This window comes from Paenibacillus sp. DCT19, assembly GCF_003268635.1.
GTDB lineage: Bacteria > Bacillota > Bacilli > Paenibacillales > Paenibacillaceae > Paenibacillus.
This window is the reverse complement of sequence record NZ_CP029639.1, coordinates 5,174,588-5,191,243: the sequence shown is the minus strand read 5'-3', so window position 1 is coordinate 5,191,243 and position 16,656 is coordinate 5,174,588. Positions and strand designations below refer to the sequence as shown.

8 protein-coding genes, 1 tRNA gene and 1 pseudogene are annotated in these 16,656 nt (G+C 45.0%); 8 read left to right on the top strand and 2 right to left on the bottom strand.

The features are described 5' to 3' along the window. The first annotated feature begins 182 nt into the window (after positions 1-182). A complete protein-coding gene (locus DMB88_RS23715) occupies positions 183-4,229 on the top strand; it encodes a S8 family serine peptidase (protein ID WP_128103318.1) in 4,047 nt (1,348 codons plus the stop codon). Positions 4,230-4,369: 140 nt separating this feature from the next. Here the strand turns inward: DMB88_RS23715 and DMB88_RS23710 are convergent, their stop codons facing one another. Then, positions 4,370-5,599, bottom strand: a complete 1,230-nt coding sequence (locus DMB88_RS23710) for a CynX/NimT family MFS transporter (RefSeq protein ID WP_128103317.1) — start codon at positions 5,597-5,599, stop codon at positions 4,370-4,372. 289 nt (positions 5,600-5,888) lie between these two features. After that, positions 5,889-5,962: transfer RNA gene (locus DMB88_RS23705), tRNA-Arg, on the bottom strand. A 453-nt stretch (positions 5,963-6,415) separates the two neighbouring features. Here DMB88_RS23705 and DMB88_RS23700 point away from each other — a divergent pair. From DMB88_RS23700 to lon, 7 genes and pseudogenes are all read left to right on the top strand, one after another. Next, entirely contained in the window at positions 6,416-7,255 is an 840-nt protein-coding gene (locus DMB88_RS23700) for a hypothetical protein (RefSeq protein WP_251384242.1), read from the top strand. 138 nt (positions 7,256-7,393) lie between these two features. Beyond that, on the top strand, positions 7,394-8,734 hold the full coding sequence (gene tig, locus DMB88_RS23695; protein WP_128103316.1) for a trigger factor: 1,341 nt from the start codon (positions 7,394-7,396) through the stop codon (positions 8,732-8,734). Between the two features lie 374 nt (positions 8,735-9,108). Further along, positions 9,109-9,699 carry an ATP-dependent Clp endopeptidase proteolytic subunit ClpP gene (clpP, locus tag DMB88_RS23690; protein ID WP_056698043.1) on the top strand — a complete coding sequence of 197 codons (591 nt, stop codon included), beginning with the start codon at positions 9,109-9,111 and terminating at the stop codon, positions 9,697-9,699. A gap of 12 nt (positions 9,700-9,711) precedes the next feature. Beyond that, a complete protein-coding gene (clpX, locus tag DMB88_RS23685) occupies positions 9,712-10,965 on the top strand; it encodes an ATP-dependent protease ATP-binding subunit ClpX (RefSeq protein WP_128103315.1) in 1,254 nt (417 codons plus the stop codon). Positions 10,966-11,087: 122 nt separating this feature from the next. Then, positions 11,088-12,185, top strand: coding sequence for a flavodoxin-dependent (E)-4-hydroxy-3-methylbut-2-enyl-diphosphate synthase (ispG, locus tag DMB88_RS23680; RefSeq protein WP_128103314.1), 1,098 nt, complete (start codon positions 11,088-11,090; stop codon positions 12,183-12,185). Between the two features lie 214 nt (positions 12,186-12,399). Then, on the top strand, positions 12,400-14,157 hold the full coding sequence (gene lonB, locus DMB88_RS23675) for an ATP-dependent protease LonB (protein WP_174715314.1): 1,758 nt from the start codon (positions 12,400-12,402) through the stop codon (positions 14,155-14,157). An 86-nt stretch (positions 14,158-14,243) separates the two neighbouring features. After that, positions 14,244-16,582: pseudogene (lon, locus tag DMB88_RS23670) on the top strand (endopeptidase La). Positions 16,583-16,656 lie beyond the last annotated feature (74 nt).

Sequence of the window (16,656 nt, the reverse complement as noted above, 5' to 3'; positions counted from 1 at the left end):
TAATTTCTATATCATTTTTGTTATTATTTAGAAGGAAAATGTGGTATTTTGGTAGAATAATTTACCAAGGGTCAATCCTCTTGCAGATTGGAAGGTGAAATTGTCGCAGGTATTGCAGTGCTTGTTAGCGCAGGAACCCATCATTTGGTGAGGTATTCACATTATAAAGGAGGGGCATAGCCTTGAGTAAACGATTGATATCCATGTTATTAAGTGTTCTTATGATGTTTTCTATTATTCTACCAGCGGCTGGAGCCGCTCCCGCAGATTCAGTTGTTCTGCTTGAGAATATGCCAAGCAAGGCCGAAGCGAAACAGTGGAGGGATATTCTTGCAGGGCGAGAGGCTAGGCTTGCAGCAGATCCATTTTTGGATGAAAGCTTGGAAGGTCTAGGCGGAGAGAATACACGAGTCATCGTTGAGCTTTCCGATAAACCCGTCGCTGTAGCGCAAGGTGAATCAACCCTCGAAGGAAAATCTTTTACCTCCTCTATGGAAACAAAGGCTGTGACTCAAGTCGAGCAGCAACAACAGTCATTTGTACATAGCCTCACTCAGAAAAAAATCAAACATGAAGTATTGGAAAATTACGCATATGCCCTGAATGGTGTAGCCATTGAAGTGAAGGGAAACCAATTGGGACAATTGCTTCGCATACCTGGTGTAGTCAGTATTTATCCGGATCTGGAAGTTACACTGGGCCCTGAAACGGATGAAGTCAATCCGTATATGAAAGACACAGCTCCTTTTATTGGTGCGCCTGAAGTATGGGATCTGGGTTACAAAGGAAATGGCATCAAAGTCGGCGTGATTGATACAGGAATTGATTACGAGCACCCGAACTTGCAGGAAGCTTACAAGGGTGGATGGGATTTTGTAGACAACGACAATGATCCTTATGAAGCGACCTATCAAGAATGGAAAGTTTCTGGTCAACCTGAGTTTAATGCTAATGGAAGTGCTTATTATACCTCTCATGGTACGCACGTAGCGGGTACAATTGCAGCTCGTGAAGCAGGAGATTATGGTATTGTGGGCGTTGCTCCTGAAGCTGATGTTTATGCTTATCGTGTTCTTGGGCCTTACGGCAGTGGTCAAACCTCTTGGGTACTTGGGGGAATAGACCGTTCCGTCGAAGATGGTATGGATGTCATTAACCTCTCTTTGGGAAATGCAGCGAATGACCCAAGTTATGTTACATCGGTAGCCCTTAACAATGCGATGCTGTCTGGTGTTACAGCGGTAGTAGCGAGTGGTAACAGTGGACCTAACCGGTACACACTAGGTTCTCCTGGTGCGTCAGCTATGGCTATTACGGTGGGTAACTCGACTGGGCCTAGCCAGCTGATTACAGCTAATACTCATTTTGCAATTGGTGAAGTGGGCGATGGAACGTTACCAGAGCAACAACCTGAGTTAGAGCAGTCTCCGGAACTTGGAACAGCACCTGAAACAGAAGTACCTGTTGTTCAGGATCAAGGCACAGAGCTATCCACACCTGAGGAAGAAGTGGCAGTGACTACCCCTGAAGAAAGTACAGCAAGTGAGGAGTCATTGACTTCAGATGAAGCTGTTTCTACCAATTCAGAGACAGATGGAAGTGCAGCAGAAGCAACTGCTAATGTTGAGGAGTTAAATGAAGAAGAGGTTGCCACACAAGATAATGCTCAACCAGCTTCGCCTTCTGCCATAGAAGAAGCTTCTACTGAAGCTGCTGTTACAGTAGAAGAGGAATCGGTTGTTGCTCCGACTGCAACGGAAATAGCTCCGCTGGCTGTTACAGAGTCAGTGTATCGACTCGATCTGATGGGCTGGAGTTTGTCAGCGGATCCTGAATCGGTTTTGACAGACGAATATGAGTTGGAATTCGCTGGACTTGGTAAACCGGCTGAGTTTGAAGGTAAGGATTTTACAGGAAAAGTAGCATTGATAGAGCGTGGTGAACTGGCATTTGTTGAGAAGATCGCTAATGCTAAATCGGCTGGAGCCGTAGCTGTTATTGTATATAACAATATTCCAGGGCCAATCGGGGTAAGTCTGGGAGATAATTTTGAGCTTATTCCAACACTGAGTATGACGAAGGAAGATGGAGAGGTCATCAAGGCAGCACTCGATGCGGGACAACCTGTTGAAGTAAGCTTTAGTGATTTCGAACGTAATCAAACACCAGGCGATGAAATGAATTCATCCAGTTCCCGTGGTCCAGCGAAGGTAACTCTGGATATCAAACCAGATATCGTTGCTCCGGGTACAAGTATCCTGTCTACAATTCCGGCTTACGGCAAAGACGAGCCTGATGCAGACTACACGCAAGCTTATGATCGTAAAACAGGTACAAGTATGGCTACACCGCATGTAGCAGGTCTTATTGCATTGCTGATTGAGAAACATCCAGATTGGACACCGTTTGATATCAAAGTTGCACTTATGAACAATGGTAAGGTGCTTGATACGAACAAATTTGATGTGTTTGATCAAGGTGCAGGTCGTATCCAGGCTGTAAATACGATTGATCCTGTAGCACTTGTTAAAGTGCTAGATGTAACACAATATACAGAGAGTGGCTCGCTTGTCGAAAAAGAGAACATCACCGGAAGTATTAACTATGGTAACTTTTTGAGAACAGATGAAAAGACAGTTACCAAAACGATTAAAGTTGAAGCACTGAACGGTAGTGGTGGTGATTACACAGTCAATGTTAATCCAACTCGTACAGTTCCAGGAGTATCCGTTGCTGTAGATAAGACTTCTTTCACACTGAATGGTGAGGAAGAGCTGGCGGTTACAATTACCGTTCCTCAAGGAGTTACTGCTGTAACAGAGGCGCAAGGATATATTGAATTATCGAATGGAACGAATACTTTTACAGTGCCATATGTTGCTCATTTCAACGTTACGTTGAGTGGGGTTAAGTACATTGAAACAGTTACAGGTAATGTGAAAAATCCATTCCATTATCCATTGAAGGCTGATGGAACATTAGACACGCTTAATGTAGCCATGGAATTTTATAATCCAATGACGTTTGCACTGATTGAAATCTATGATGGTCTTGATCCAGAGGGTGGATATTATGAAGATGGATACATCGGATCTATCTTTGGTAACTATTTCAACTTCAATGCCAATGCTAGATATAATCTAGCATGGAGTGGTAACTATTCCGATTATATTACCGACGAAGTGACTGAAATTCCGGATGGTTTATACACGGTGGATATCACTACACTTGGTGCTGATGGTAAGACGTACAAAGAAGATACACCTCCATTTTTGGTGAAGAAAACAGCTCCTATTGTGACTGCACCAGAAACGTTGGAATTTAAACAAGATGAGTCTGTTGTCATTAATGGTAGTGTAGAAGACTTGTATTTCCGGGTTGCAGATGCACTCGCGAATGGCTGGAACATTGATTTTGATCCAGCGGCTTCCTTGGATGCTTCGTATGTGGTGAAAAAGGAAGATGGTTCGATTGATAAAGAGGGTTCATTCGAAATACAACCTGATGGTAGCTTTAATCTTTCGTTGGAGGATAGCGCGGCAGGTAAATATACTGTTGAATTGACGGTTAAAGACCAACAGGGACTTTCCGGAACAGCGATCACTACGCTGACCATTCAATCGACGGTGACTGAACCGGAAACTCCTGCAAAAGGAGCGCCGGCAACACCTGTATTGTCTCACAATAACGGTGGTGGCAATGGCCTGCTGGAAGGTTCGTACACAGTTAGCATGAACTTGTGGTGGGGCGAGAACGCAACGGGCTACAAGTTATATGAAGATGGAGTTTTAATTGACACGCAAAAACTGACGTACAATGCTCCTGCGGCACAATTTGCTCAGACGAAAATTACGGGCAAATCCAATGGCACATATACGTATGTAGCTGAGCTAACGAATGACAAGGGAACAACGCGTAGTCAGACACTGACTGTGCGGGTTGCCAATGCATCGCCAGGAAAAGCTATTCTTTCCCAAGACAACTGGGATGGGGATGGGAACTACAAAGTAACGATGAACTTGTGGTGGGGAACCAATGCCACGGAATACCGCCTATATGAAAATGAACAATTGATCGATACACAAGAGCTCAAAGCGGCAACGCCTCAAGCTCAGACTGCTGTCAGCGTATTGTCTGGTAAGGCATCAGGCACATACACGTATCGAGCAGAGCTGATCAACGCGGCGGGAGTGACCAGCACGGATACGATTACGGTTAAAGTAAAGTAAGGTAAAGTTTTATTGCTCTTGAGAATGTATTAATGAAGGAAAGTGTGAGAACATAACGGCCCCCATTCCGGATTTACGGGATGGAGGCCGTTTTATTTATCGTTCTATTTAAACAGAACAGACAATACAATTTTGTGGAACTAACCGATCATTCGATTCTTGCTAGCTTGAATGCCTACGATTAACAATCCGACGGCAAGGACTACTTGAACTAATAAAGGCAGAGTCCACCCTTTTGTCCAGTCATGAAGCATACCTAACAGCAATGGGCCAACAGCTGCGAGCATATATCCGAAGGATTGAGCCATACCAGACAGATTGGCGGCTTGTCTCGCATCCTTTGTACGAAGGACGAAGAACATGGTCACCAATCCAAACGAAGCTCCAGCGCCTATTCCTGCCAAGATAACACCTATAGTCACAAGGAAAGAGACTCCAGTTAACAATAAGGCGTAACCAATAATTAACGACGAACACGTTACTGTTGTCAGTATACGTTGATCTTGAGTTCGCCCGGCGAGGATTGGAACGATAAAGGTTGCGGGTACGCTCACCATCTGCATAAGCGAAAGTATCCAACCTGCTGATGTCGCACTGAAACCTTGCTCGGTGAGAATCTCTGGCAGCCAAGTAATCGTTGTATAAAAGATTAAAGACTGTAGTCCCATAAACAACGTAATAAACCAGGCGAGCGAAGAGGTTCGTAGACGCACAGGTGTGCTTTCACTCGAAGAAGTAACGTATAGACGGCGTTGACGTCCCGCGGTAGCTTGAGGTATCCACAGGAGGAGCGCTAGCAAGGATAACACTGCCCATATGCCTAACGAAGCACGCCAGCTCATAGAGGTTGCTCCGGCGATGGGTACACTGACACCTGAGGAGATTGCACCAAATATGTTCATGGACACGGAGTATAACCCGGTCACAATGCCTACCCGAAGTGGAAAGTCACGTTTGATTAAACTCGGCAACAATACGTTGCTCAACGCGATGCCACACCCCAAAATACCAGTTCCAATATACAGAGAAACAACCGAGGGCAACAGACGCAAAAGCACACCCATCGTTACAATGAGCACAGCCATTAACAGTGCAGATTCTATTCCTAGTCGTTTAGCCAAACGTGGTGCAAACGGTGATACAGCCGCAAAAGCTAGCAAGGGAAGTGAGGTCAGAAGACCAGCCAACGTATGCCCGATTCCCGTATCTGCACGGATCATTTCCACGACGGGGCCTGTTGCTGTAATAGGTGAACGCATAGTCGCGGCTATGACAATGATGCCTGCTAACAATAAGCCATATCTTTTGGTAGCGGAAGTATGGGTGGTTTCGTCATGTACTGACGAGGATTGTTGTGTTGAAGGTGACATAATTAGATCTCCTGTTTCTCCAAAGAATGATAATTAATATGTATGGATTGTTACATATCCATTCCTTAAGCATAACACTCTGTGTCAATCCAGGGCAATGAATTTGGAAGAAAACCCCCAGAACGCAAAAAACTTCCCAAAGGGAGTTTTTCTTAATACGTCCCAGGAGGGATACTCTCCTTACAGTCGAGACTGCGAAGCGGTGCTATCGAAGTGTATGCTCCGACGAACCGTTGGGGTTCTCATCCCTAGAACGCAAAAAAACTTCCCAAAGGAAGTTTTTCTAATACGTCCCAGGAGGGATTCGAACCCCCGACCGACGGCTTAGAAGGCCGTTGCTCTATCCTGCTGAGCTACTGAGACATGAAATTTTTCAAGCAAAAATGATTTTATCATAAATAATGATGAATATCAAACATTTTATTTACGTATTATTTTCGTATATGATATTTGGCGTCCAATGTGTTTTTTTCATTATAATTCAGGTTATGTTAGAATATCAGGAGAACTCAGAAAATAGATCGCTTTTTGCTTAATATACGAGCCTTTTGCAATACATGCTAAGCATTTTTTCGATAACACGGTGTAGTTCAAGGTGATCCCAATCATCTACAGCATAATCCCGTGAACTCGATAAGAGGACGATCGAATGATGCAAAACGTGGATACATCTATTTATCATCGTTTCCAATTAAAAATTCAGGATATAGAGGAGGTGCTCTTATTAAAGAATCCACAACCCCGGAAACCGAGAACAGCAACAACATTGTACTGTTTCCCAAAACGTTGGATTATTACCAGATTCAATTGACAGTGATGCTGGAAAACGAACGATACGGTGAAGCGATCGCGTTGCTTCGTTTTTTGTTGCAATGTCAAGGACAGGAAGAACGGCATTACGATGAATGGCGAGCTTTGCTTGAATGGCTTCAGGCTGCATTCCCTCATTATGGGGAAGAATCACCGGTCATTCGTGAGGTGCGGGAAGAAGAGGAAATCAGCGAAGAGGATATGGCTCGTCATCATGCGAAATCCAAGCTGGAACAGGATGATGGTTATGCAGATAAGCTGCTTCGGACAGTTATGGAGGAGCCGCTCTCTGAACAAACCATGTTAGCGTTAGAACAACTTGCCTATCTTGATCTTCCAGAGATTGACGATGCATTGACGAGTTGGCTTCAGGATAAGGCGCTTCATCCATTGCTACAGTTCCGTGTATTGCAGACTTTGAGACGTCGCGGTGCTCATGGTGAAGTGATATTTAGCAGAAATGAGGAGCAGGTAGAAGTCGAGATTGACACAGTACCTCTCAGGCCAGAAGAATTTCCGCTGCAGATTATTCGTATTTTGGAAAGGGTGGCGGATCAGACGGAGGTTCATGAACCTACGCTCTTTTATTTTGCCCAAGAACTGTGGATCCAGTTTGTCATGGCGGTGTATGGTACCCGCGATTATGCCTCCATGCTTGAGGAAAATGATTCCATGACGGACATTTGGGCTGCAGCACTACATATGACTGTTGCGGATAGTTTAAGCGGCTCACATAATGAAGAAGATACGCGCTCTATGTATGCTGTGACGGGATCTATGAGGTTCCGTTTGGAGCAAGCATATCGTTCAATGAAACAGTTTGTTTCTGCCGGTTTGGACGGCTAAATACGGCGGGAAACGTTTTCCTCAAACAGCATCAAGGGATTCCCCTTGAAAAAGAATGTAATCTTGTTTATACTAAAATGGTTATTTTGTACGTGATCGCCTACGTGAACATGTGAATTTTGGAGGGGAAAGTATACAATGAAAGCAACTTGGGAAAAGATAGAGAAGAACCTTGGGGTTCTTGAAGTTGAAGTGGGTGCAGATCGTGTAACTGAAGCACTCGACAAAGCTTTTAATAAAGTAGTTAAACAAGCGAATGTACCTGGATTCCGTAAAGGTAAAGTACCACGTCCAATCTTTGAAGCTCGTTTTGGTGTGGAAAGCTTGTATCAAGAAGCGATTGACATCTTGCTTCCTGAGGCATACACAGAAGCTATCGATCAAACGGATATCTTCCCAGTTGATCGTCCTGATGTAGATATCGAGCAATTCGCTAAAGGACAAGCATTCAAGTTCAAAGCGAAAGTAACAGTTAAACCAGAAGTTACACTGGGCGACTACAAAGGTATTGAAGTTGCTGTAGCTAAAGGTGAAGTTTCAGAACAAGAAGTAACAGAAGAGCTTGAGCGTCTCCAACAACGTCATGCAGAACTTACTGTAGTTGACGAAGGTGCTGCTCAAAACGGCGATGTTGCTGTAATCGACTTCGACGGTTCTGTTGATGGTGTACCTTTCGAAGGTGGACAAGCAGAGCGTTATTCCTTGGAACTGGGTTCCAACACATTCATTCCAGGATTTGAAGAGCAAGTTGTGGGTCTGTCCACAGGCGACTTCAAAGACGTTGAAGTAACTTTCCCAGAGAGCTACCATGCAGCTGAACTGGCTGGCAAACAAGCGGTATTCAAAGTGAAAGTACACGAAATCAAACGCAAACAGCTTCCAGAATTGGATGATGAGTTTGCAAAAGATGTGAGCGAATTCGAAACACTTGAAGAATACAAAGCTGATCTTAAAACACAATTGGAATCCCGCAAAGCGGATGAGTTCAAAGGTGCACAAGAAAACGCAGTTGTAGAAAAAGTGGCTGAAAACGCTGAAGTGGACATCCCTTCTGCAATGGTTGACAGCGAAGTACAGAACATGATGCGCGATTTCGACAATCGTCTTCGCAACCAAGGTATGAACCTTGAAATGTTCCTGAGCTTCTCCGGTCAAACTCAAGCTGACCTGAGAGCACAAATGCAAGAAGATGCTTCTAAACGTGTTCGCAACAACCTGGTTCTCGAAGCTGTAGGTAAAGCGGAAAACATCGAAGTATCTGACGAAGAAGTGAATCAAGAGCTCGAGAAAATGGCTGAATCTTACAAACGTCCTGTTGAAGAGATTCGTGGCATTCTCGAAGGTAATGGTTCCCTTGACAGCCTTCGTGATGAAGTGAAACTGCGCAAAACGATTGATGTTCTCGTTGAGAACAGCACAGTGGTTGAGCCAGTTGAAGCTCCAGCTGAAGAAGCTGCTGCAGAATCTGCTGAAAAATAAGACAAGCTGTTATTGATGAACAGTTGAATAAACGATAAGGCACGTGAGTCATTGCGTGCCTTATTTTTAAATTATGACATCCATTTTATAGGAAAAAGATTAATAAAATGGATGGTTAACATATTCATAATGTTTTTATGGCATACTTACCTATGTGCTTAATGCAAATAAAAAATGGTTAAACGGCATAGGAATGCTTCGATTTGCACATACATAGAAAACATGGTTAAATATGATCAGGCTATAAAGTAAACTCACCTATGCTGTACACGACCTGTGAGAAATGACATTGGCACAGGAACGTGATAAAATGAATTTGGGTTTGCTTTACAGATAGCCTATGTCTAATTACATGTAGAAAAGAGGTTGGTCTCATGAGTCTGGTGCCAATGGTTGTAGAACAAACCAATCGAGGCGAGCGGTCTTACGATATATATTCCCGTTTGCTGAAGGATCGCATTATTTTCCTAACCAGTGCGATTGATGACGATGTAGCCAATCTTGTCATAGCTCAGCTTTTGTTTTTGGCAGCGGACGATCCTGAAAAGGACATCAGCTTGTACATTAACTCACCTGGTGGTTCTGTTACTGCGGGGATGGGTATATACGATACGATGCAATATATCAAGCCGGATGTATCTACCATCTGCGTAGGAATGGCAGCAAGTATGGGTTCGTTATTGCTGACAGCCGGCGCACCTGGCAAGAGATATGCGCTGACGAACAGTGAAGTAATGATTCACCAGCCGCTCGGCGGCATTCAAGGACAGGCTGCGGATATCAAGATACACGCAGAATGGATTATTAAAACACGTCAGAAACTGAATCAAATATACGTCGATCGTACAGGTCAGTCCCTTGAGAAAATTGAGCGGGATACAGACCGTGACTTTTTCATGAGTGCTGAAGAAGCCAAGACGTACGGCATTATTGACCAGGTGCTCAGTAGACCGATCAATTCCTAAAGGGGTGGTTTCATGTTTAAATTTAACGATGAGAAAGGGCAACTGAAATGCTCTTTTTGCGGTAAATCTCAGGAACAGGTGCGTAAACTGGTTGCAGGACCAGGCGTCTACATTTGTGATGAATGTATCGAATTGTGCACCGAGATCGTTGAGGAAGAATTGGGTCATGATGAAGAACTCGACCTGAAAGATATTCCGAAACCAAAAGAAATTCGTGGAATTCTGGATCAATATGTTATTGGCCAAGAACAAGCGAAGAAGTCGTTGTCTGTTGCGGTGTATAACCACTACAAACGGATCAACACCCAAAGCAAAATTGAAGATGTTGAGTTGTCGAAGAGTAACATTTTGCTGTTAGGACCTACGGGTTCCGGTAAAACATTACTTGCGCAAACGATGGCGAAAATTCTTAATGTTCCGTTTGCGATTGCAGATGCAACTTCCTTGACAGAAGCAGGTTATGTTGGTGAGGACGTCGAGAATATCCTTCTCAAGCTGATCCAAGCTGCTGACTATGATGTTGAAAAAGCAGAGCGCGGCATTATTTATATCGATGAGATTGATAAAGTTGCTCGTAAATCCGAGAATCCTTCTATCACACGTGATGTTTCCGGTGAAGGTGTTCAGCAAGCATTGCTGAAAATTTTGGAAGGAACGGTTGCTTCAGTACCACCACAAGGTGGACGTAAGCATCCACATCAAGAATTCATCCAGATCGATACTACGAATATTCTATTCATCTGCGGTGGTGCATTTGATGGCTTGGAGCAAATGATTAAACGCCGGATCGGCAAAAAAGTCATTGGCTTCAATACAGTCGCAGAGCAAAAAGATCTGAAACCAGGCGAATATCTTGGCATGGTATTGCCGGAAGATTTGCTGAAATTCGGTCTGATTCCAGAGTTCGTAGGTCGTCTGCCAGTAATCTCCACATTGGAGCCGCTGGATGAAGATACATTGGTACGGATTCTGTCCGAACCAAAAAACGCACTTACGAAGCAATATCAAAAATTGCTTGAGCTGGACAATGTTAACTTGGTATTCGAACCGGGTGCATTGCTTGCCATTGCAAAAGAAGCAATCAAACGTAACACAGGCGCGCGTGGATTGCGTGCAATCATTGAGGGTATCATGCTTGAAATCATGTATGAAGTGCCTTCACGTGAAGATGTTACCAACTGTGTGATCACAGAAGAAGTCGTTGAGAAAAGAGTTGTGCCTGAACTCGGCCAATCTAAGGACGATAAGCAGGAAGAAAGCGCCTAATTTAGGTGGCCTATTCCATTAAGCTCTGAAATATAGACTTGTCAGTCCTCCACTTTGGCAGAAGACGAATTTGATGTCTCTGTCAGGGTGGAGATTTGACGTTGTGGGGAGAGAAATCACTCATGTATTTAAGACAAGATACACGTCCAGTCAAAGTTGGGAACTTAACGATTGGTGGCAATAATGATGTCATAATCCAGAGTATGTGTACAACGAAAACGGCAGACGTTGAGGCAACCGTGGCAGAGATTTTGCGACTTGAGGAAGCAGGCTGTCAGGTGGTTCGTGTAACAGTAAATAATGAAGAAGCTGCGGCGGCGATCAAAGAGATCAAGAAACGCATTAACATTCCGCTGGTAGCAGATATTCATTTTAACTATAAGCTCGCTCTTCTGGCGATTGAGAACGGTATTGATAAAGTACGGATTAATCCGGGTAATATCGGTAAACGTGCAAAAGTCGAAGAAGTTGTAAAAGCATGTAAAGCACGTGGAATTCCTATTCGAATTGGTGTAAATGCGGGCTCGTTAGAGAACCATTTGCTAGATAAGTACGGTTATCCTACGGCTGATGCTATGGTAGAAAGTGCATTGTATCACATTGGTATTTTGGAAGAGCTTGATTTCCATGATATTATCGTTTCCCTCAAGGCATCGGATGTGCCAATGGCCATTGAAGCTTACACGAAAGCCGCTCAGGTTATTCAATACCCGTTGCATCTGGGGATCACTGAGGCGGGTACACTGTTCTCGGGTACAATCAAAAGCTCCGCAGGTATGGGGGCTCTGTTATCCATGGGGATTGGTTCAACAATGAGAATCTCTCTGAGTGCAGACCCGGTAGAAGAGATTAAAGTAGCACGTGATTTGCTCAAAACCTTTGGACTGATTTCGAATGCAGCGACATTGATTTCCTGCCCGACTTGTGGTCGTTTGGATATCGATTTGTTCTCCATCGCTAACGAAGTCGAAGAGTACATCTCCAAGCTTAAGGTGCCAATCAAGGTATCCGTGCTCGGTTGTGCAGTTAACGGTCCAGGTGAAGCGAAGGAAGCCGATATCGGCATAGCAGGTGCTAGAGGCGAGGGTCTGTTGTTCCGGCATGGTAAGATGATTCGTAAAGTGCCGGAAGAAACGATGGTCGAAGAATTGAAAAAAGAAATCGATAAAATTGTGGAATCCTATGAAGCTACAGGAGTCATTCCTGGTCGCTCGCACTAATTAATTTATACAAAGGTTGTTTCGAGAATCGCTTCTCGATTTGTGAACTTACCTTAATATATTACGGAGAAAGCCCGTCAGCCATGACGGGCTTTTTGTGTGTTTCCCAACAGAAATTCTGAATTTCCCGTTTACGTCTCCGCGAAAAGGTCATACTACCAAGTATTAGCATGATCACATATGAATAGGAGACAGAATAGGAGGATGTTGAGACATGGGTGATTTTGGAATGGTCTTCATGTTGATTCAGTTATTTTTTGGTGTGGTGATAGGTCTATATTTCTGGAACCTGTTAAGGGGACAGAAAACGAACCGCAGTGCGGTCGAGCGTGAGTCACGCAAAGAGCTGGAGAAATTGCGCAAGCTGCGCTCCATCTCCTTAACCAAGCCGCTTGCGGAGAAGACACGTCCAACCACAATTAACGATATTGTCGGGCAAAAAGATGGACTACGTGCACTGAAAGCGGCGTTATGCAGTGCTAATCCACAGCATGTTATTATTTACGGTCCTCCCGGAGTGGGGAAAACGGCAGCAGCGAGGGTGGTTTTAGAGGAAGCGAAGAAAAATCCAACTTCTCCGTTTAAACCAGATGCAAAATTCACGGAGCTGGATGCGACAACAGCCCGTTTTGATGAACGGGGTATTGCTGACCCGTTGATTGGCTCGGTGCATGATCCGATCTATCAGGGTGCAGGTGCAATGGGAGTGGCCGGTATTCCTCAGCCTAAGCCTGGAGCTGTAACGAAGGCGCATGGAGGAATGCTTTTTATTGATGAAATCGGTGAATTGCATTCTATTCAGATGAATAAACTGTTGAAAGTGCTTGAAGACCGCAAGGTCTTTTTGGAGAGTGCGTACTATAACTCGGAAGACACGCATACTCCTGCTTATATCCACGATATTTTCCAAAATGGTTTACCGGCCGATTTTCGTCTGGTTGGAGCGACAACCCGTTCACCTCATGAGTTACCACCAGCTTTGCGTTCGCGTTGTATGGAAGTGTATTTCCGCTCGTTATTGCCAGAAGAGATCGGAGAAATTGCCAAGGATGCGGTACAGAAAATTGGCTTTAGCCCTTGTCCGGAAGCCGTGGAGGTAGTTAAGCGGTATGCAACGAATGGTCGTGAGGCGGTTAATATCATACAGTTAGCTGCGGGACTGGCATTAACTGAAAAGCGTGAAACGCTTCAAGCTTCTGATGTGGAGTGGGTGGCAGGTAGTAGTCAGATTCAACCACGGCCAGATCGTAAAGTGCCCTCGCGACCACAAGTTGGTTTTGTGAATGGGCTGGCTGTGTATGGACCGAATATGGGCACACTCCTCGAAATTGAAGTGTCCGCTGTGCCTGTGCATAAGGATCAAGGTGTAATTAATATTACAGGAGTTGTGGATGAGGAAGAGATTGGAGGCGGTTCACGCACGCTCCGGCGAAAAAGTATGGCCAGAGGTTCTGTTGAAAACGTCATAACTGTTCTAAAAGCGATGGGTCTTCGTCCAACGGATTATGACTTGCATATCAACTTCCCGGGAGGCACGCCGATTGATGGGCCGTCTGCAGGGATTGCGATGGCAACTGCGATTACCTCAGCGATTCAGGGACGTCCTGTTGATCATGAGACGGCGATGACGGGTGAAGTTAGTATTCATGGACGCGTGAAGCCTATTGGCGGTGTACTGGCTAAAGTGGAGGCGGCTTTCCAGGCAGGAGCGAAGACCGTGATCATTCCCGCGGAGAACTGGCAATCCATTTTTGAAAATTTGGAGGGCTTACGTGTCGTTGCAGTAGATACGGTTGAAGATGTATTTCGTGAAGTTTTCGCGTGGGTTCCAGATATACAATCATCGGAGCAGGCACAGCTTGTTGAAGAATCTCCAGTTCCAGCAACCGAGATCTTCCCACCAGCTTCAGCATCATTATTGCGTGCGGATGTGCCTCGTTCAGGGCGAGTTACGGATTCGGGAAGCTGCTAAGCGCTTCCCTTCATTGGTTTTTTATGTGAACATTTGATAGAATAATGAATGACTACAACCTGAGAGCCATTGGAGGTGCGAAAGCGATGGGACCGAGCAAAGCGAAAGGTCGTCGTTTTCCTTTACTGCCTTTAAGAGGACTTCTCGTCTACCCGAGTATGGTACTGCATCTCGATGTGGGCCGGGAGAAATCGGTCAAGGCTTTAGAAAAAGCGATGGTAGAGGAACATTTGATTCTCCTATGTTCTCAAGCCGAAGTAAATATTGAGGAACCAACACAAGAAGATATTTTCAGAATCGGAACCGTAGCCAAGGTCAGACAGATGCTGAAGCTTCCTAACGGTACGATTCGTGTACTCGTAGAAGGCTTGGAACGGGCTGAAATCATTGAATATATGGACAACGAGGAATATTACGAGGTACTGGCGCAGGAGTTGCCTGAGGAGGAGAATAACCATCCAGAGACGGATGCTCTGATGCGGACTGTTCTCAACCAGTTTGAAAATTATATTAATCTGTCCAAAAAAGTGACCCCGAGACATTGGCAGCCGTGTCTGATATTGAAGAGCCTGGTCGGTTAGCTGATGTGATTACAAGTCACTTGTCTCTGAAGATTAAGGATAAGCAGGAGATTTTAGAGACGGTGGACGTGCGTGAACGCTTGGAGAAACTTCTCGATATTCTTAACAATGAACGTGAAGTGCTGGAGCTTGAACGCAAAATCAGTCAACGTGTGAAAAAGCAGATGGAGAAAACCCAGAAGGAATATTATTTGCGTGAGCAAATGAAGGCGATCCAGAAAGAACTGGGTGAAAAAGAAGGTCGTGCTGGTGAAGTCGAGGAACTTCGCAATCAGATGGAAGCTCTTGATCTGCCAGAGAAGGTGAAGGAAAAGGTAGAAAAAGAAATTGATCGCTTAGAGAAAATGCCTGCAAGCTCTGCTGAGGGCGGAGTGATCCGCAACTACGTGGATTGGCTGCTTGCTCTTCCATGGAGTCAGATGACGGAGGATGACCTCGATATTCAGAAGGCCGAGGATGTCCTGAATGCCGATCATTATGGTTTGGAAAAACCTAAAGAACGTGTACTTGAATACTTGGCTGTGCAAAAGCTCGTGAAAAAGCTCAAAGGACCGATTCTATGTCTTGTAGGCCCTCCAGGCGTAGGTAAAACATCACTTGCTCGCTCGATTGCCAGATCGCTGGGACGAGAATTCGTTCGTATCTCACTTGGTGGGGTACGGGACGAAGCAGAGATCCGCGGTCACCGACGGACGTATGTTGGGGCAATGCCGGGACGTATTATTCAAGGAATGAAGACAGCGGGCTCGCTTAATCCTGTGTTCCTGCTGGATGAGATTGACAAAATGGCTTCAGACTTCCGTGGTGATCCTTCGGCAGCGTTGCTAGAAGTGCTTGACCCGGAACAGAACAATACGTTTAGTGATCATTTTGTAGAATTGCCGTTTGACTTATCCAACGTCATGTTTATTACAACGGCGAATACCGTGCACAGTATTCCGCGTCCACTTCTGGATCGGATGGAAATGCTGAATATTCCTGGATACACTGAACTGGAGAAGCTGCAGATCGCCAAAAACTATCTGTTGCCGAAGCAGAAGCAAGATCATGGTCTGCAAGAGGATCAGCTGAATGTAGGAGACGATAGCTTACTTCGAGTCATTCGTGAATACACACGTGAATCCGGTGTGCGGAATCTGGAGCAACAGATGGCGTCTTTATGCCGTAAGGCAGCTAAGAATATTGTATCTGGCGTAGAAGGCCAGATTAATATTTCAGCTGATGAAGTGAAGGATTACCTTGGCCCAGGCAAGTTCCGTTATGGAATGGCTGAACTGGAAGATCAGATTGGTACCGTAACTGGACTCGCGTGGACTGAGGTGGGCGGAGATACTCTTGTTATTGAAGTCACCGTTGTGCCTGGATCAGGCAAACTTACGCTGACCGGTAAATTGGGAGATGTCATGAAGGAATCGGCTCAGGCCGCTTTCAGTTATACTCGCTCCAAAGCGGCTCAACTAGGGATTGCATCTGACTTCCATGAGAAAAATGATATCCACATCCATGTACCGGAAGGTGCTATTCCGAAGGATGGCCCGTCTGCGGGGATCACAATGGCAACGGCATTGATCTCTGCACTCACGAACAAGCATGTATCCAAAGACATTGCCATGACTGGAGAAATCACACTTCGTGGTCGTGTATTGCCAATTGGTGGACTGAAGGAAAAATCACTCGCAGCTCACCGTGCAGGCTACAAAAAAATATTATTGCCCAAAGATAATGAACGGGACTTACGGGATATTCCAGACAGCATCAAGGAAGATGTGGAATTTGTCCCGGTTGCCCATATGGATCAGGTGTTAGAGCACGCACTTGTAGAGCAGGCAGGAATTCACCTGTAATCCATAACATCTAAGGGAGCGTATGAAGAATAAACCGTTTTGCGGAGGCTTCGGCGTCCGCAAGAACGGTTTTT